Origin of the sequence: Lapillicoccus sp., from assembly GCF_046595215.1 — a bacterium.
Lineage (GTDB): Bacteria > Actinomycetota > Actinomycetes > Actinomycetales > Dermatophilaceae > Lapillicoccus.
Genome location: NZ_JBKJPP010000050.1, coordinates 1 through 16,320 on the forward strand (window position 1 = coordinate 1; position 16,320 = coordinate 16,320).

The window sequence follows — 16,320 nt, forward strand, 5'->3', positions numbered from 1 at the left end:
GCCGGTGCGGCCCGGACGCCCGGCGGCCCCGGCCCGGGCCGCGCGCGGCCACCCTCCCCGCTGGAGCCGGGCACGCGAGCCCTTGAGGGGACACGGCCAGGAGAAGTTGTCCCTTGCCCATCATGTGATCCACCACCCCGCGGGGCGGTCGCAACACCTCCCCCGGACGTCGTGCACCAAGGAGAGACTCACGACAGCGCAGTCATCGGCGGTGGACCAACGACCGCTGCGGAGCACCGTGCCGGCCCGGATGGACCGTCTCTCGTGGACACGGTTCCCCTGGTCGGTCGTCGTCGGTCTCCGCGTCATCGGCCAGGTCGTCGGGGCGCTCTACTTCGGCCGCCTCACCAGCAGGCTCGGCCGCAAGGAAGCTCTTCATCCTCACCCTGGCGATCTACCTGTTGGGCTCCGGCATCGCCGGGCTCGCCCCGAACATGGCGTTCCTGTGGGTCTTGCGCTTCATGGCTGGTCTCGGCATCGGCGGTGAGGACACCGCGATCAACTCCGCCATCGACGAGCTCATCCCGTCGAAGTACCGCGGCCGCGTCGACATCGCCGTCAACGGCACCTACTGGGCCGGAGCCATCCTCGGCGCGACCGCCAACCTGTGCCTGCTCACCCCCGAGAACATCAACTGGGGCTGGCGGGTGGGCTGCACGTGTTCTTCACGAAGTACCCCCGCCGGACCTTTCTCGAGATCACGATGATGGTCACCCAGTCGTTCCTCTACAACGCGATTTTCTTCACCTACGCGCTGGTGCTGACGAACTTCTACGGCATCACCAAGTCCGGGACGAGCTATTGCTTCTTCCCGTTCGCCATCGGCAACCTCCTGGGCCCGTTGCTGCTCGGCCACCTCTTCGACACCATCGGTCGACGCAAGATGATCTTCAGCACCTACATGGTCTCGGGCGTCATCCTCTTCGTCTCGGCGCTGCTCTTGAACGCCAGCACCCTGACGGCCACGACGCACACGATCTTCTGGTGTGTGGCGTTCTTCTTCGCCTCGGCCGGCGCGTCCGCGGCATACCCACCGTGAGCGAGATCTTCCCGCTCGAGGTCCGCAGGCAGGCCATCTCCTCCTTCTTCGCCGTCGCCCAGGGGACCGGGGCTCTCGGACCGGTCATCTCCTGGTGGCGGACGTCGCGCAGGTGCTCGGGCCCGACCACGGGGTGGTCTGCCGACTCGTCCACGGCGGTCGGCGCAAGGTCCTCCCCGCGCAGGCCGAGGGCGACCTGCTCGTCATCGACGCCCCGCGACAGCCGGACCTCGCGGGGGGGACCGCTCTTTGCCCACCGGCTGATCCATCGGGCTCCGTGCCCCGTTGTCGTCATGCCATCGTCGGTGTCCGGGATGGGTCCGTCGGCACTGGCCAAGGCCGGTCGCACGATCGGCAAGGAGGTCATCCGCGCCGACGGGAGTGCGGGCCGCCCGGGCGTGCGCGGGCCCTCTGCGAGGCCCGACGAGCACGGCAACTCCAGCGCCTGACCCGGGGGGGTCAGTCCTGTGGCCAGGTGGCTTCCGTGACCTGGCCGCCGACGACCTCCACCCGCAGCCGCACGGGTCCCGACCGCTCGTTGAGGTCGTAGTGCCCGGCGCCGAGTTCGGGGAAGACCGCGCTGTGCATCACCGCGTCCCCTGCGGGCCGGGCCGTCACCGCGACGTGGGGGCGGTGTGGACCATCGGGGTCGAGGTGGTGCTCGTTTTGGTCGTGCTCGTCGTGGTGGTGGTCATCGTGGTGGTGGTGGTCATCGCGGTGATCGTCGGCGGGGGCGATCTCGATCTCGAGTCCCTCCATGGTCGGTGGCAGGCGCAGCACCAGTGCGCCGATGTCACCGCCGATGTCGAGCAGGACCGAGCCCTGCCCGGCATACGGGTTCTCGGCGAGGTTGGCCACCCGCTCGTCGGGCAGGGCGGGTGACGTCGCGGGAGACCTCCCCGAGGTGGTGCGGGGGTCGCCCATGATGCTCCTCTCGAGCCGGATGGTCCCGGCGGCGGACGGTGTGAGCCGCCGCCGGGACCGGGTGCGGTCAGGACTTCGGGATGCCCGGCATGGTCTGGTAGCCGCCGGCCGGTGTCCCGAGATAGGGGAAGTGGTCGAGATACGCAGAGTTGGTGTTCGTCGTCCCGTCCTTGATCCCTGCCGCCGCACCGTCCGGCGTAAAGCTCGGGTCCACCAGCGGCAGGGTCAGCCCCGCGATCGCCCGCAACTCCACCGTCACGGTGTCGTCCGCCACTCGGCGGCCGTTGGGGAACCCGGCCGGGTCGCCGGCGACGAGGCCGAGATCGTTCGGGTTCGAGCTCGGCGGGACGGCGAGGTTGAGCCGCACGAGGTCGGCCTGCGTCGGCCCGGTGTAGTTCTGGAAGCCCGGGACGACGCCGGCGGGGATGCCGGTGAGGAGGATGGCGAGCAGGTCCGCCCGGGGTTTGGTGTAAGCCGCGAGCTTGGGGAAGACGCCCGGGTAGAGGACCGGGAGCAGTCCGGCCAGCTCCGGCTTGGCCACGTACTTGGCGAAGCGCTTGTCCTGGTCCGGGTCAAGGGTGTTCCACCGGTCCTTCTCGACCATCGGGACGATGACCTCGTTGAAGAGCGGGTTGGCCAGGCGTGAGACCTGCTGGAACGGGCCGTGACCGCGCATCCGGCCCTCGTCGTCGTCCCAGGCTGTGGTCTTCTGTCGGCTCGCGCTCGCGTAGACCCCGATGACCGAGGTGGCGGCCATCACGTCCGTGGGCTTCTTTCCGCCCTTGGTGAGGTCGGTCTTCGGCACCTGGATGGCGATGCTGTGGACGTTCAGGCCCTGGGTCCCGTTCACGCCGGGCTGGTTGGCGTTGTTCACGGCGTCGGCCGAGGGAATGAGGTGGAGGGACTGGAACGGGCGCAGGGTGCCGAGGTCGAAGATCGACCCGAGGTCGACGTGGAAGCCCTCGGCGCGCTGGCCAGCGAAGACCATCCGACCGCCCGGCAGGGCGTGCGTCGCCTCGGCGGTGAAGTGCTCGTAGTTCGGGGTGCTGCGCGGCCCGATGTTGACCGGCGGGACCGTCAGGCCCTTCCCGAGGACCTGCGTCCTGCCGTCGCGGGCGACCCGGGTGACCGAGTAGGTCTGCGGACGGTTGAAAGTCGGGTCCGTAATGTGCGTGATGGGACCGGTGTTGTAGAGGAAGGTGTTCGGGTTCGGGACCGTGGTGGTGAACCGGAACTGGTAGGTCACGTCCGCTTTGGCGTCGCCGCTGTTGCAGACGTGGATCTCGTAGAGAACGTCGTCACCGAACTCGTAGAAGTTCGGGCCGCCCATCGGGTTCTGCAGGGGGATGAAGTTGGCGATCAGGGTGACGGTATTGGGCGCGTCGGGGCTGACGAAGGCATAGACGTCGGTGTTGTCGGCGACGGGGTCCTTGGAGATCTCTGGTGCTTCGCGGTGCGATGACATGGACTCAACTCTCGTGAGTGGCGTGGCAGGACTGTGGAGTGGCAGGACTGTGGAGTGGCAGGACCTAGCGGCGTGGCAGGACCGGCCGACCAGCAGTCCCTCGCGATGAGGTCCACCGGGCCGGCGTGCCGGTTCGGGTCGAGTCCGGTCGGGTCCCGCCGGCTGGGCGGGACCCGCGCCGGATCAGGTCCTGAGGTGCTTGGCCAGCTGGGCCACGAGCGCTCGGTCGCGGACGATGACCTCGCGTTCGCCGACCATGACGGCGACCTCGCCGGTGGCGGCGTCATGGACGTAGGCGACCATCCGGCCGGACGAGGCGGCTTCGGAGGTGGGAGTTGGACCCGAGGACCCGGCGGCCAGGGCCGACGGCGCCACGGCAGCAGCCGCGACCCCGGTCCCGGTCAGGGCAAGAAAACCTCGGCGAGTGGACTGGTTCATGCTGAACTTCCTTTCAGCGAAACCCCTGTGGGCGACACCCCCTGTGCACTCTATTCGGAGCCGGCCGCTGCATGGATTGGGCTGTGGCAGAAAAGAATTGGAGGTCACTCAGGGCCATGCTATATGTGGATATGTCTATCCACCGGCCGCCATCAGATCGGTGAGCGGCTCGCAAGGGCACGGGTGTAGCCCAGGCCAATGATCCAGCTGAGCGGGCTCTGGCTCGTCTCCTGGAACCGGCCGCTGTGGGTCCAGACCTCGACGTAGGTCGCGCGCACGACGTCCTCCGCCAGCGAGGGGTCACGCACGACCCGGAGGACGAGGTCGAAGAGGGAGGGGCACGTCTCGTCGTAGAGCCGGGAGAACGCCTGCCGGTCGCCGAGCCCGGCGTCACGCAGCAGGTGCGTCAACGTCGCAAGGACGGGCGCCTGCTCGACAGGAGCATCGGATCTGCGCTCCCGCGGCAGGGGTCGTCCTCGTCGAAGGTGAACCATGATCTGCTCTCTACTCGCTGACCGGGCCGGCTCAGAGCAAGGCCACCGTATCGGGTTGGCCGAGGGCGGGACTGCCCAAAACCGGATAATTCAGGATAAGAGGTCAGAGGTGGGCGGCGTCGAGCGCCGCCTGCAGGCTCTGCCGGTAGCCGTCACTTGTGTAGGTCGCGCCGCTGACGGCGTCGATCTGCGCGGACTGCGCTGCGACCGCCTCCCGGCGCAGGATCGGGGCGGCCGAGGCGCTGATCCGCACCGACGTGCCCGTGCTGTCGGTCAGCCGAACGGCGATCACGTCCTGGATGTGGGTGCCCACGAGGTCGACCCGCACCTGCACGAGGCCGTAGGGAGTCCGGGCCACGGTGCCGTCCACCTGGCGCGACCCGCCGGCTGCGGGAGCGGGAGCGGGAGCGGGGCGGCGAGTCGCCGAGGTCCCCCCCGGGACCACGGGCGCCGCCACCGCCGGGCCGAGCGACGGCGGGTGTCCGTCGCGCGCTCCCGCGCCCCAGCTCAGCATGAGGACGGTTGCTGCGGCGGCGGTCGCGGCGAGCGCAGTGGGCTTCCTCACCAGGTGAACCTCTCGTCGTGAATGTGATCCTTCGACACGTCCGCCGCCCGCAGGCTGGCGTGGACGAGGTCCATCCACCCCGCCGGACCACAGACATACACGTCGTGACGACGGAGGTCACCGACGAGGCGCTGGAGCCGAGCGGCGTCATCGCGTCCGGGGCTACCACCCGGCAGCCACGACCCGCGGACGGGTGGTCCGGTCAGGAGGTGCAGTCGGTGCCCGCCGCGGCGGGCGAGGGCGTCGAGCTCGCTCACCAGCAGGAGCTGTTCCGCGGAGTCACCCCGGTAGATCACCGTCACGTCCCCCGGCCGGGTCGCCGGGTCGTTCGCGAGCTCCTCGGTGAGCGCCCGCACCGGGGTGACGCCGACCCCCGCGGCGAGCAGGAGGACCTTGCGGCGGGTGCGTCTCCGCGTGGTGAAGGCGCCGTAAGGGCCTTCGATGAGCACGCGGGTGCCGGGCCGCAGGTTGGCCAGGGCGCGTGAGTGGTCGCCGAGGTCGCGCACGGTGAGGCGCAGGTGACGTCCGTCGGGCTGGCGCGACAAGGACCAGGGGTGGGCGAACAGCCAGAGGTGGGGGGCGAGGAAGCGCCAGTTGGCGAACTGCCCGGCGCGGGCCTCGAGTGCCTCGAGGTGGCGGCCACCCACCCAGACCGACCAGGTGCCGGGTGCCTCCTCGACCACGGACTCGACCCGCAGGCCGTGGCGCAGGCTGCGCGTCACCGGGACGAGCAGGCGCCACCAGACGATCGAGGCGGCGACCCCGACGTAGAGCGCGAGCCAGTAGGCGTGCATCCACGGGTTCGCCGTGAGGTCGGAGCCGATGGACAGCTGGTGCGGGATGGCCAGGGCCACGGCCGCGTATGCCGTGAGGTGCACCAGGTGCCAGCGCTCGTAGCTCATGGAGCGCCTCGCGGCCCGGACCGAGGTCACGGCGATGACGACGAGGAGCGCCGTCGCTGCGGTCGCGGTGAGCAGGTCGGGCACGTCGGTGAGGATCCTGAACGGTTCGACGGCCCACCCGGTCCACGCGCTCAACCCGTCCCGCACGGCATACCCGAGCACGAGGCTCTCGACGTGGACGAGGACCAGCGGCACGGTGACCCGGCCCAGGATGCGGTGCGCCCTCAGCCCACGGTCGGCGCCATGCACCCGGTCCACCCACGGCAGCCGGGCCGCCAACAGCAGCTGCAGCAGCAACAGGTCCACGGCGACGAGGCCGGTGACCCGGCCCACACCGATCAGCCGCTCGGGCCAGCTGCCGGACGTCAGGGCCGCACTTCCACCGGCGCGCAGGAAGACGGCGACCACGAGGACCAGGCTGGCGAGGGCCCCGAGCTCGATGAGGTCGCCGACGCGGGCCCGCCACCGCTGCTCGGCCCGGCCGGCGTCGACGATGCCCTGCGCCGTCCGCCGCGAGGTGGCGGGACGGGATGGGTGGTGGGCGCGCGCCCGACGCTCGACGGAGCTGCTCATGCCGGCATCGTCTCCAGTCGATCTCAGAGCGATCTGAGGAGCGCGTGCCACCATGCCTCCATGTCCTCCGCACCCCGGCTGCTGCTCGTGGAGGACGACGTCCACCTCTCGGGTCTGCTCCAGCGCCTTCTCGATCAGGAGGGGTATGCCGTGACCGTCGCCCGTGACGGTCAGCAGGGCCTGCACCGCGCACTCGTCGACGAGTGGGACGTTCTCGTCGTCGACCGTGGCCTGCCCGGCATCGAGGGCGTGGACCTCGTCGCGCGGCTGCGCGCCCGCGGGGTCGCCGCCCCGGTGCTGCTGCTCACCGCCCGCGACTCCGTCGCCGACCGCGTGGAGGGCCTCGACGCCGGAGCCCAGGACTACCTCGTCAAACCGTTCGACGTCGAGGAGCTGCTCGCGCGGTTGCGGGCGCTGCTGCGTCCCCGGGCCGCCGAGCCGGATGAGCTGCCGGTGCGCCGCGGGCGCCTGCTGGTGACCCAGTGCCGGGTGGTGGACGCCGACGCGGGCGAGGTCATCCTGTCCCGGCGCGAGGCCGACCTCCTCGCGGTCCTGGCCCGCCGGCCGACGCGCGTCTTCACCCGCGACGAGCTGCTCGACCTCGTCTTCGAGGACGCGGAGACGACCGGCGCGGTGGACACCTACGTCTACTACCTGCGTCGCAAGCTCGGACGCGCCGTCGTCGCGACGGTGCACGGGGTCGGCTACCGCCTGGGTGCCCCCTGATGGGTCGCGATGCCGAAGCCCGGCTCCTGCGGCGGGCCGTCCGGTCGGTCGCGGTGCAGACGGCGTTCGCGGTCGCGTTCGTCGTCATCATCGTCGCCCTCGGTGTCGTGCTCGTCTTCGACCGGCAGCAGTCCGTCGAGATCAGCGGCATCGTGCGCCGGGCGGCGGCCACCGCCGAGGATGTGGCCGACCCCCCGGACGGGGTGTGGCTGGTCCTCGTCTCCGACAGCGGCCGCACGACGAGCGCCGGAATACCTTCTGCCGCAGCCGATTCGGCGGTGCTGGTGTCGGCACCCCCAGGTGAGGTCTCTTTCACGGCCGGTGGACAGGAGTGGACGGCGTGGGTCGACCAGCGACCCGCTAGCCGCTTCGTGGCGATCTACGACCCGTCCCGGCACGAGGCCGAGGAGCACCGACTCGTCATGTCAACAACGGTAGCGGGCATCGTTGGGGTCGTCCTCGCAGGCGTGATCGGGTTGGGCGTGGGTCGACGTGCCGTCCGCCCACTGGGGCGCGCGATGGGTCTCCAGCGCCGGTTCGTCGCTGATGCGAGCCACGAGCTGCGGACCCCGCTGGCCGTGCTGCACACCCGCGCCCAGCTCCTGAGGAGGCAGGTCGGCCGCGACGACCCGACCTCCGCAGAGCTCGACCAGCTCGTGGCCGACACCAAGGTGCTCGGCGAGGTCGTGGCCGACCTGCTGCTCTCGGCCCAGCTGGAGCACGCGGACGTCGTGGGAGAGGACGTCGACCTCTCGGCACTGGGGGCGGCGGTGGTTCGCAGCCTCAAGGGATATGCCGCACAGTCGGGTGTCACGCTGACGGTCACGACCGAGGGCCGCGCCCACCATGATGCTGCCCTCGACGCGGGCAGCAGCAGCGCCGGCGACCTCGACGGCCAGGACGACGGGAGGTGGTCCGTCATCGGAGCCCCGACCGCCCTCCGGCGGGCCCTGTTGGCACTCATCGACAACGCGGTCGCCCACTCCCGTCCGGGCGAAACGGTCTCGGTCGAGATCACCAGGGCAGGCGACGAGGTCCGCGTCGCCGTCATCGACACCGGAGACGGACTGGACCCGGCCGATGCGGCCCGGCTCACGGAACGCTTCGCCCGGGGCGCGACCGGGCGGCCCGGCGGGCGGCGCTTCGGTCTGGGGCTGGCGCTCGTCGACGAGGTGGTGGGGGCCCACCACGGCCATCTCGAGATCGACGGTGCCCCCGGCGTGGGGTCGACGTTCATCGTGGTCCTCCCGGCCGGAGGGCCCCCCGGAGTCGACGGGGGCTGAGGGCGCCCCGGGTTCGAACGGTGGCTGAGGGGGAGGATCGGACAATGTGGTGCGGCTCTCCTTGTCCCGGGACCTTCGACCCTGCCCGGAAGGCCATCGTCGGGACAGGCTGATTGTCACACCATCGGCCAGCGGCCAGGAGACAGTGATGACCACCTCAGCACGCACCCCAGACGGGACCTCACCGGCCACGGACCGACGCGGACTGCGCGTCCTGGACCTCGAGGAGTGCCTCTCCCGGATCGGGCACGCGGTGCTCGGCCGCGTCGCCTTCCTCTGTGACGGGGACGTCGTGGTCCTGCCGGTGAACCATCTGGTGGACGGCACGACGGTGGCCTTCCGCACGACCTGGGGTTCGAAGCTGCAGCTGGCGGCTGACGGGTCGCGGGTCGCTTTCGAGATCGACGCGCACGACCCCGAGCTCTCCACCGGGTGGAGCGTGCTCGTCCAGGGCGTGGCCCACCTCGTCGACGACGCCGAGACGTCACAGCGTCTGGACGAGCGGGCAGCGGAGCCCTGGGTGCGTCTCGATACCCCGTCGTACTGGGTCGACATCCGACCGGACTCCATCTCGGGCCGGGAGATCATCGCCCCTGCACCAGGCTGACCCCCTGTGTGTGCACCAGGCTGACCCCCTGTGTGACCCGACCCCGAGCTGCACGGCATCCGTCAGCTGCACGGCATACGTCGAGGTGTCGACCGGACGGAACCCGGGCACGCGACGCGCACAGGCCCTTCGCGCCCGGAGCGTCAGTGAGCGCACGCGGCGATGGCCACGAACGGGTCCCCCGAAAACTGGACCACGAAACGGGGAGGCGACGGAGGCTTCAGCTCTCGGCGGGTCGAGCCGTGCGCACCCCTCCGGTGACGTGGAACCGTCGACCCGTGACGCTGACGGGCTCGACCCTGACGAAGCGGGGCTTGGGCGGGGAGTGCCACGGGAAGAGTGGCAGATCGAGGGCGTCGATGGCTTCGTCGGTCTCCCAGATCTCGCGGGCCATCCCCTTGACGACGACGCTCCAGGCCGTCGCCTCCGAGACGTCGTAGCCGTCGGCCTCGAAGGCGACGAGACGGCCGGCCGAGCCAAGCAGCTTGGTCCCCAGAGCGGTCCGGAAGACGATGCTGCCGTGGTCGACGACGTGGTTCACGGGGAAGATGTCCGGCTGGCCGTCGACGGACACGGCGAGGCGTCCGACGCTCGACTCACGCAGTAGCGCCCAGCACTGCGCGGTGGACAGGTCCTCCACTGCGGCGGTCTCGTGGATGGTCATGCCACCAGCATCCCCGACCCCGACCTCGTCGGGCAGGGTCCAAGGTCCCGTCAGGGTCGTCGCGACCGCGGGGCGCTGTTCTCGCGGGTCGCCGCGAAGACGGCGGCCTGGGTCCGTCTTTCCATCCCGAGCTTGCCCAGGACCGACGTAACGTAGTTCTTGACCGTCTTCTCGGCCAGCGACATCTCCTCCCCGATCTGCCGGTTGGTCAACCCCGCGGCGATGTGGTGGAGGATGCGTCGCTCCTGCGGCGTGAGCAGCTGCAGGCGCGGGTCGGTGTCACCGTGGACCCGCCACTTCTCGATGAGGGTGCGGCTCGCCCCGCTGTCGAGGAGGTTCTCCCCGGCCGCGATCCTGCGGATCGCGTCGAGGAGACCGTTGCCCTTGATGTCCTTGAGCAGGAATCCCGAGGCGCCGGCGAGAATGGCTGTGGTGAGGGCCTGCTCGTCGTCGTAGGAGGTGAGGATGAGTCCCTTGATCGACGGGTCGACCGAGCGGACCTGCCGGCAAGCGTCGATCCCGGACCCGTCGGGCAGCCGCGCGTCGAAGATGGCGACATCGGGTCGCAGGGACGGGATCCGGCGCGCCGCCTCCTGGGCCAGACCGGACTCCCCGACCACGACGATGTCGTCGGTGGCCTCCAGGAGCTCGCGCAGGCCGCGGCGGACGATCTCGTGGTCGTCCAGCAGGAAGACGGTGATGGTCACGGTGCCTCCGTCGTCGGGCGGACATCGACGCGTCGCACGCCCAGCACCGTGGCCGCCAGCGCCGCGGCGGCGTCCCCGTCCCGCGCGGAACCCCGGCCGGTGATCAGCACCGCGCCCTCCGTCACCGTCACGGCCCATCGTGAGGGGCCGAGGTCGGCGAGGAGGGGCGTGAGCTCGGCCGCGAGGTCGTCATCGCTGCGGGCCAGCGCCCGGACGACGTCACTGCGGCTGATGACCCCCACGAGCTCGTCCCCACGCACGACCGGAAGACACTTGAAGGAGGTGGACGCAAAGACGCGGGCGATGTCCGAGACGTCACTCGATTCGGTCGTGGTGTGCGGTTGGCGGGTCATCAGCTCACCCACGGTCTGCGGCAGGACAGCTCCCCGACCGGCCGAGACCCGCAGGTGCGCCCGCGGATCGGCAGCGACCGCAACCCGGAGCAGGTCGGCTTCGCTGATGACGCCGACCAGGCGCTCGTGCTCGTCGACGACGGGCAACAGCGTGAGTCGACGCTCAGCGAGGACCAGGATGGCGTGGTGGGGCGACGTGCCGACCCCCACGCTGACGGCTGGGGCGCTCATGATCTCTCGAACCAGCATCAATCTCCCGTCGGACTTCCGCGGCACCGACCGGTGCCAGGGACCCAGCATCTCGCGTTCGTCTTCCGGCCGGCGGGACCATGGTCCCCCGGCCGCGCGGCGGGCGCGTCCCGCAGCCGTCACTCGCTGGTGAGCGGCACCCGCCAGAGCAGCCGGGTGCCCCTCGGTTGGGCCCGCTGGACGTCGAACTCCCCCGCCGCGGCCGCGGCCCGCTCGGCGAGGTTCACCAGGCCGCTGCGGGCCTGGCGGGGGTCGACCCCGACGCCGTCGTCAGAGATCTCCACCGACACCTCCTCGTCGTCGATGACGACCCGCAGGCCCGCGCTGCTCGCCTGCGCGTGCCGGGAGACGTTGGAGAGTCCCTCCCGCACCACGGCCAGGACGTCCGAGCGAAGGGCCGGGTCGAGCTCCGCGAACCCGCCCTCGACGACGAGGTCCGGCGCAAACCCCAGGCCGGCGGCGTACGACGCGACGAGCCGGTCCAGCTCCTCCCTCGGTGAGAGCAACGAGACCGGTTGGTGCAGCTCGAAGATCGCGTGCCTGATCTCCTTGATTGCTGCGTCGAGGTCGTCCACCGCCTCGTCGAGACGGGCCTGCACGATTGGCTGGGTCGCCACCCTCCCTGCCGACTGCAACGACAGGCCGGTGGCGAACAAGCGCTGGATGACGTGGTCGTGCATGTCCCGCGCGATGCGGTCCCGGTCGTCCAGGAGGGCCATCGCCGCCCTGTCCCGCTGGGCCCTGCGGGCCAGGAGGGCCAGGCCGGTCAGCTGGGCAAAGTCGGTCAGCGCGGGCATCGCCTCGCTCGACGCCGCCTCGTGCTCCGCGTCCCAGGCGACGACGAGGACCCCCAGGTCCCCGTGGCCGGGAGGAAGGGGGATGAGGGCGACCGCGCTCTGCGTCGCGACCCCGACGATGCGGTGCAGGTCGGCTCTCAGTCCCTCGGCGCGAGAGGCCACCTGAGAGGCGGCCAGCAGCAGCGGCTGCCTCGCCTCCCGCACCTCGGTCCACTGGCGTCCGTCCAGGACGACACCGCGCCTCACCACCGGTCTGTCGACACCTGACTGCCCGGACACGTAGAGGTCCCTGACGACCAGGACGTCCCGCTGGTCGTAGAGCGCGACGAGCGCGTGGGACCCCTTGCTCAGCGAGCCGGCGTGGTGGGCCATGAGAGCAAGGGCAGCATCTTCGTCCTCGTGCTCGAGCAGCACCTGCGTCAGCTCACCCACCGCGGCGGACCATCGCTGTCGGCGACGGCTCTCGTCATAGAGCCGGGCGTTGTCGATCGCTACCCCTGCCGCGGCCGCCAGCGCGACGAGCACGGCCTCGTCCTCCTCGGTGAACTCCTCGGCACCCTGCTTCTCGGCCATGTAGAGGTTGCCGAAGGTCTCCTCCCGGATCCTGATCGGCGCCCCGAGGAAGCTGCGCATCGGCGGGTGGTTCGCCGGGAAGCCGAACGAGTCCGGGTGACTGGAGATGTCGCGGACCCGGCGTGGGTGCGGCTCCCGGATCAGCAGGCCGAGCAGCCCATGGCCCCGGGGCAGGTCCCCGATCCGGGCACGCTCCTCCTCGCTGACCCCACTGGTGATGAACTCGACCAGGTGCTCGCCACCGGGCCCGAGCACGCCCAGGGCGCCATACCGCGAGTCCACCAGCGACGAGGCCGAGCGGACGATGCGCGTCAGCACCTCGGGCAGGTCCAGATCGGCACTGACGGCGACGACGGCGTCCAGCAGGGCGCCGAGCCGATCCTGCGAACGTCGTGCGAGCGAGGCGCGGGACCGCAGCTCGTCGAGCAGGTCCTCCAGCTCGAGGGCGCCGGCGCCCGCCCAGGAGGCAGAAGGAACCAGGTCCCCGCTCGGCGATGTCATGGCCGTCATCGTAGACAGTCCCCCACCGGTCGGCCGTCCCGATCCCGCGCGGGGGCCGACTGAGGGCACCCCGACCGGCACGGTCAGCAGACGGGACGTTCGCCCCTGTCGCGGGTTGCGGTCCGGGGGCATCGTCGGGGGATGACCACAGTGCCCCGGGTGACGCCCAGAACAGGAACCACCGGTCCACCCGGGCCCGTGGTCGCGGGTCTCGTCAATGACGGCTCGGCCGTTGGCGTGGCCAGGGCCGCAGTCCGGGAGGCCATCCGGCTCGGAACAACCGTGCACTTCGTGCAGGTGATGTCGCACACGCTCAGCGAGGCTGACCTCGCAGACGCCGATCGGGCGACCTTCAGCGCCGCGCTGCGGGCGCTGCGGGGTCATCCCCGCACGCCCAGCACCTTCGAGCTCGTCCGAGGTGACCCGCAGGAGGTCCTCGTCGAACGCAGCAGGGGCGCGGCAGTCCTCGTCATCGGGGAGGATGCGTCCACGCCCTCCGCCTCGGTGGCGGACTACTGCCTGCGTCACGCCAGGTGCGCCGTCGAGACCGTCGCCGCGCGATGACCGGGCGGTCGAGGAAGCACCGGCGCCGGCCCGACCGACCAGACGCAAGGCCGCTCTTCCTCGGGAGCACCGGCTGCTTCGTGACCGCGGCCGACATCGTGGAGGGCGGCCGGCTGGCGCGGGTGGTTCTCAGAGGACTTGGCCTGGCAGATCAGCCTTGCCGACTGGCAGGCTCGTGCCCCTCGCCGGTGGCAGAGAAGCGCTCGGGTCCAGTGGCTGGCCGAGCTCAAGAGAGCCTCATCGAGGAGCGTCCTCGGATCGCGGTGATCGCCCAGTTCTGGCGCACGCCGGGACAGTCCATCGGTGGCGGCTGGGGACGCTGACGGCCGCGCCGGGGTGACCGCAGGACCAACGACCCTGTGGCCGGGGAGCCGATGAGCGGATCGTGGTTGGTGCAAGGCCGATCGGCCTCGTGCCCGGGTCGGGCACCGCCGCCGCCCACCTCCTGGAGGTCCCGCCATGACCAGCAACACCACCACCACCACCACCATCACCAACAGCATCACTACCGACAGCGTCACCACCAGCAAGCCCGTCGTCGTCGGATTCGACGGGTCGGCGGCGTCCTGCGCCGCCGTCGACTGGGCGGCCGGCGAGGCGGACAGGCGGGGGGTCTCCTTGGTGGTCATGACGGTCACGGACGACCCTGGTGCTTCCGCCAGCCTCGTGGTCGGTCTGCCCGTCGTGCCGACCCTCGTCGTGGACGCGGCGCGTGAGCTCGCCGCGATGGGGTCTGCCCGGGCGGCCAAGATCCTTCCCGAGGAGCGCGTCCAGTCCCAGGTGGAGCGCGGCTCGGCGGCGGGTCACCTCGTGGAAATCTCGAAGGGCGCCTCGCTGCTGGTCGTGGGCAACACGCGGCGGGGTGAGCTCGGCTCCATCGTCAGCGGGTCGGTGGCCTTCGCGCTGTGCGCCCACGCCCACAGCCCGGTGGTCGTGGTGCCCGAGGACGCCCGGCAGGGCGCCGCGACGCACGGCGTCCTGGTCGGGGTCGACGGCTCCCCCGCGGCGGCGGTCGCCGTCGAGCTGGCCGCCGCGGCCGCCGTGCGATCTGGAGTGCCCCTGACCATCCTCAGCGCATGGAGCGTGCCGGTGACCGGTGGCTGGATCAACAGCTCATGGGACGCCGGTGGCTCGGACCTGACGTGGAGCGACGCCCTCCGCGATGCGGCAACCACATTGGTGGATCAGTCCGCAGCGGGCGTCCGCTCCCGCCACCCCGGCCTCACCGTCGTCGTCGCAGTCAGCCACAGCACCGCCGCCCAGGCACTGGTGACCCAGGGGAGGGAAGCCGACCTGGTCGTTGTCGGCTCTCGCGGCCGTGGCGGTTTCGCGAGCCTCGTCCTCGGCTCGGTCAGCCACATCGTCATGCACGAGAGCCGCTCACCCGTGATGGTCGTCCGCTGAGGCCGGCCACGTCCACGAGGTGATCTCGGGACGGTCCTCGCCGTGTTCGCGCGTGTGGTTCCGGGCGAGCAGCCGCTCGTCGACCATCGCCTGGCGCAGGGTGGCGGCGCTGCTTCCCAGCGAGGGCACCCGGTCGATGACGTCCATCACCAGGTGGAAGCGGTCGAGGTCGTTGAGCATGACCATGTCGAAGGGCGTCGTGGTCGTGCCCTCCTCCTTGTAGCCACGGACGTGGATGTTGCGGTGGTTCGTGCGACGGTAGGTGAGCCGGTGGATCAGGCTGGGATAACCGTGGAACGCGAAAAGCACGGGCTTGTCCGTCGTGAAGAGGGCGTCGAAGTCGAGATCGGACAGACCGTGCGGATGCTCGCTCTGCGGCTCCAGGCGCATGAGGTCCACGACGTTGATGAACCGCACCCGCAGGTCGGGAAGGTGGCGACGCAGCAGCTCGGCGGCAGCCAGGGCCTCCAGCGTGGGGACGTCACCGGCGCACGCGAGCACCACGTCGGGCTCACCGTCGGTGGTGCTGGCCCAGGGCCAGATCCCCAGCCCTCGCGTGCAGTGCGCGACCGCCTCGTCGATGGCGAGGTAGTTCAGCGAGGGCTGCTTGCCGGCAATGATGACGTTGACGTAGTCCTTGCTGCGCAGGCAGTGATCTCCCACCGAGAGCAGGGTGTTGGCATCCGGTGGCAGGTAGACCCTGACGATCTCGGCCTTCTTGTTGATGACGTGGTCGATGAACCCCGGGTCCTGGTGGGAGAACCCGTTGTTGTCCTGACGCCACACGTGCGATGACAGCAGGTAGTTGAGCGACGCGATCGGCGCCCGCCAGGGGATGGCCCGGGTCGACTTCAACCACTTGGCGTGCTGGTTGAACATCGAGTCGATGATGTGGATGAACGCCTCGTAGCAGTTGAACAGCCCGTGCCGTCCGGTCAGCAGATAACCTTCGAGCCAGCCTTCGCACTGGTGTTCGCTGAGCATCGAGTCCAGCACCCGCCCGGCGGGCGCGAGAAATTCGTCGTTGGGCAGAGTGGCCGCGTCCCATTGCCGGTTCGTCTCTTCAAAGAGCGCGCCCAGACCATTGGAAAGCGTCTCGTCCGGCCCGAAGACGCGGAAGTTGCGCTGCTCCTGGTTCAACTTCGCCACATCGCGCAAGAACGGTCCCAACACCCTTGTATCGCCGATGCCGAGTACTCCCGGCGCGGGCAACTCGACGGCGTAGTCGCGAAAATCCGGCAGCCGCAGATTGCGCAGCAGCAGGCCGCCGTTGGCGTGCGGATTGGCGCCCATGCGGCGCGTGCCGGTGGGCGCGAGTTCGGCCAGTTCGGGGATCAGCCGGCCCTGCGCGTCGAAGAGCTCCTCGGCCCGGTAGCATCTCAGCCAGTCGTCGAGCAGCGCAAGGTGGCCCGGGTGGGTCGCGGGGGCGCTGATCGGCACCTGGTGGGCGCGGAAGCTGCCCTCGATCTGCAGCCCGTCGACCACCTTCGGT

Annotated in this window: 18 protein-coding genes and 1 pseudogene; 8 read left to right on the forward strand and 11 right to left on the reverse strand. The window is 70.6% G+C overall.

What is annotated here, in order from left to right:
* Positions 1-401: 401 nt before the first annotated feature.
* From ACLL9L_RS04615 to ACLL9L_RS04625, 3 genes are read left to right on the forward strand one after another with little or no spacing between them, the layout of a single operon-like run.
* Positions 402-707, forward strand: coding sequence for an MFS transporter (locus tag ACLL9L_RS04615; protein WP_411283472.1), 306 nt, complete (start codon positions 402-404; stop codon positions 705-707).
* Positions 659-1,039: a hypothetical protein gene (locus ACLL9L_RS04620; protein ID WP_411283473.1), complete on the forward strand. Its 381-nt coding sequence runs from the start codon at positions 659-661 to the stop codon at positions 1,037-1,039. Before ACLL9L_RS04615 ends, ACLL9L_RS04620 begins: the two co-directional genes overlap by 49 nt.
* Complete coding sequence (locus ACLL9L_RS04625) at positions 1,036-1,488, forward strand: hypothetical protein (protein WP_411283474.1); 453 nt, start codon at positions 1,036-1,038, stop codon at positions 1,486-1,488. The genes ACLL9L_RS04620 and ACLL9L_RS04625 overlap by 4 nt, the downstream gene beginning before the upstream one ends.
* Before the next feature lie 10 nt (positions 1,489-1,498).
* Here ACLL9L_RS04625 and ACLL9L_RS04630 read toward each other — a convergent pair whose 3' ends face one another.
* From ACLL9L_RS04630 to ACLL9L_RS04655, 6 genes are all read right to left on the reverse strand, one after another.
* Positions 1,499-1,963: a hypothetical protein gene (locus ACLL9L_RS04630; RefSeq protein ID WP_411283475.1), complete on the reverse strand. Its 465-nt coding sequence runs from the start codon at positions 1,961-1,963 to the stop codon at positions 1,499-1,501.
* 67 nt (positions 1,964-2,030) lie between these two features.
* Entirely contained in the window at positions 2,031-3,428 is a 1,398-nt protein-coding gene (locus ACLL9L_RS04635; RefSeq protein ID WP_411283476.1) for a DUF4331 domain-containing protein, read from the reverse strand.
* Between the two features lie 183 nt (positions 3,429-3,611).
* The gene (locus ACLL9L_RS04640) at positions 3,612-3,866 is read right to left on the reverse strand and encodes a hypothetical protein (RefSeq protein WP_411283477.1); all 255 of its coding nucleotides are present in this window, start codon (positions 3,864-3,866) and stop codon (positions 3,612-3,614) included.
* Positions 3,867-4,018: 152 nt separating this feature from the next.
* Positions 4,019-4,360 carry a sigma factor gene (locus tag ACLL9L_RS04645; RefSeq protein ID WP_411283478.1) on the reverse strand — a complete coding sequence of 114 codons (342 nt, stop codon included), beginning with the start codon at positions 4,358-4,360 and terminating at the stop codon, positions 4,019-4,021.
* A gap of 103 nt (positions 4,361-4,463) precedes the next feature.
* A complete protein-coding gene (locus tag ACLL9L_RS04650; RefSeq protein ID WP_411283479.1) occupies positions 4,464-4,925 on the reverse strand; it encodes an FMN-binding protein in 462 nt (153 codons plus the stop codon).
* Positions 4,922-6,400: a ferric reductase-like transmembrane domain-containing protein gene (locus ACLL9L_RS04655; protein ID WP_411283480.1), complete on the reverse strand. Its 1,479-nt coding sequence runs from the start codon at positions 6,398-6,400 to the stop codon at positions 4,922-4,924. The genes ACLL9L_RS04650 and ACLL9L_RS04655 overlap by 4 nt, the downstream gene beginning before the upstream one ends.
* Before the next feature lie 60 nt (positions 6,401-6,460).
* On the opposite strand from ACLL9L_RS04655, the gene ACLL9L_RS04660 reads away from it, so the two are divergent.
* The 3 genes from ACLL9L_RS04660 to ACLL9L_RS04670 all read left to right on the forward strand — a co-directional run bounded on the left by ACLL9L_RS04660 (position 6,461) and on the right by ACLL9L_RS04670 (position 9,016).
* Positions 6,461-7,126, forward strand: a complete 666-nt coding sequence (locus ACLL9L_RS04660; protein ID WP_411283481.1) for a response regulator transcription factor — start codon at positions 6,461-6,463, stop codon at positions 7,124-7,126.
* Positions 7,126-8,409 (forward strand): sensor histidine kinase, encoded by a 1,284-nt coding sequence (locus ACLL9L_RS04665; protein ID WP_411283482.1) that lies wholly within the window; start codon positions 7,126-7,128, stop codon positions 8,407-8,409. Before ACLL9L_RS04660 ends, ACLL9L_RS04665 begins: the two co-directional genes overlap by 1 nt.
* A 148-nt stretch (positions 8,410-8,557) precedes the next feature.
* A complete protein-coding gene (locus tag ACLL9L_RS04670) occupies positions 8,558-9,016 on the forward strand; it encodes a pyridoxamine 5'-phosphate oxidase family protein (protein WP_411283483.1) in 459 nt (152 codons plus the stop codon).
* Positions 9,017-9,236: 220 nt separating this feature from the next.
* Here ACLL9L_RS04670 and ACLL9L_RS04675 read toward each other — a convergent pair whose 3' ends face one another.
* From ACLL9L_RS04675 to ACLL9L_RS04690, 4 genes are all read right to left on the reverse strand, one after another.
* Positions 9,237-9,680, reverse strand: coding sequence for a pyridoxamine 5'-phosphate oxidase family protein (locus ACLL9L_RS04675; RefSeq protein ID WP_411283484.1), 444 nt, complete (start codon positions 9,678-9,680; stop codon positions 9,237-9,239).
* Between the two features lie 50 nt (positions 9,681-9,730).
* Positions 9,731-10,387, reverse strand: coding sequence for a response regulator (locus ACLL9L_RS04680; RefSeq protein WP_411283485.1), 657 nt, complete (start codon positions 10,385-10,387; stop codon positions 9,731-9,733).
* Entirely contained in the window at positions 10,384-10,971 is a 588-nt protein-coding gene (locus ACLL9L_RS04685; protein ID WP_411283486.1) for a CBS domain-containing protein, read from the reverse strand. Before ACLL9L_RS04685 ends, ACLL9L_RS04680 begins: the two co-directional genes overlap by 4 nt.
* A gap of 137 nt (positions 10,972-11,108) precedes the next feature.
* Positions 11,109-12,860, reverse strand: a complete 1,752-nt coding sequence (locus ACLL9L_RS04690; protein WP_411283487.1) for a GAF domain-containing protein — start codon at positions 12,858-12,860, stop codon at positions 11,109-11,111.
* A gap of 141 nt (positions 12,861-13,001) precedes the next feature.
* Between ACLL9L_RS04690 and ACLL9L_RS04695 the strand changes: the two genes are divergently transcribed.
* Positions 13,002-13,424 (forward strand): universal stress protein, encoded by a 423-nt coding sequence (locus ACLL9L_RS04695; protein WP_411283488.1) that lies wholly within the window; start codon positions 13,002-13,004, stop codon positions 13,422-13,424.
* A 459-nt stretch (positions 13,425-13,883) separates the two neighbouring features.
* Entirely contained in the window at positions 13,884-14,828 is a 945-nt protein-coding gene (locus tag ACLL9L_RS04700) for a universal stress protein (protein ID WP_411283489.1), read from the forward strand.
* Here the strand turns inward: ACLL9L_RS04700 and ACLL9L_RS04705 are convergent.
* A pseudogene (locus ACLL9L_RS04705) lies at positions 14,805-16,320 on the reverse strand (phosphoketolase); the annotation flags it as partial. The gene ACLL9L_RS04700 and the pseudogene ACLL9L_RS04705 sit on opposite strands and share 24 nt — an antisense overlap.

Excerpts from the sequence above, each read along its gene's own strand:
- ACLL9L_RS04630 (WP_411283475.1), bottom strand. The coding sequence starts at position 1,963 with ATGGGCGACCCCCGCACCACCTCGGGGAGGTCTCCCGCGACGTCACCC.
- ACLL9L_RS04635 (WP_411283476.1), bottom strand. The coding sequence starts at position 3,428 with ATGTCATCGCACCGCGAAGCACCAGAGATCTCCAAGGACCCCGTCGCC.
- ACLL9L_RS04640 (WP_411283477.1), bottom strand. The coding sequence starts at position 3,866 with ATGAACCAGTCCACTCGCCGAGGTTTTCTTGCCCTGACCGGGACCGGG.
- ACLL9L_RS04645 (WP_411283478.1), bottom strand. The coding sequence starts at position 4,360 with ATGGTTCACCTTCGACGAGGACGACCCCTGCCGCGGGAGCGCAGATCC.
- ACLL9L_RS04655 (WP_411283480.1), bottom strand. The coding sequence starts at position 6,400 with ATGAGCAGCTCCGTCGAGCGTCGGGCGCGCGCCCACCACCCATCCCGT.
- ACLL9L_RS04660 (WP_411283481.1), top strand. The coding sequence starts at position 6,461 with ATGTCCTCCGCACCCCGGCTGCTGCTCGTGGAGGACGACGTCCACCTC.
- ACLL9L_RS04665 (WP_411283482.1), top strand. The coding sequence starts at position 7,126 with ATGGGTCGCGATGCCGAAGCCCGGCTCCTGCGGCGGGCCGTCCGGTCG.
- ACLL9L_RS04670 (WP_411283483.1), top strand. The coding sequence starts at position 8,558 with ATGACCACCTCAGCACGCACCCCAGACGGGACCTCACCGGCCACGGAC.
- ACLL9L_RS04675 (WP_411283484.1), bottom strand. The coding sequence starts at position 9,680 with ATGACCATCCACGAGACCGCCGCAGTGGAGGACCTGTCCACCGCGCAG.
- ACLL9L_RS04685 (WP_411283486.1), bottom strand. The coding sequence starts at position 10,971 with ATGAGCGCCCCAGCCGTCAGCGTGGGGGTCGGCACGTCGCCCCACCAC.
- ACLL9L_RS04690 (WP_411283487.1), bottom strand. The coding sequence starts at position 12,860 with ATGACATCGCCGAGCGGGGACCTGGTTCCTTCTGCCTCCTGGGCGGGC.
- ACLL9L_RS04695 (WP_411283488.1), top strand. The coding sequence starts at position 13,002 with ATGACCACAGTGCCCCGGGTGACGCCCAGAACAGGAACCACCGGTCCA.
- ACLL9L_RS04700 (WP_411283489.1), top strand. The coding sequence starts at position 13,884 with ATGACCAGCAACACCACCACCACCACCACCATCACCAACAGCATCACT.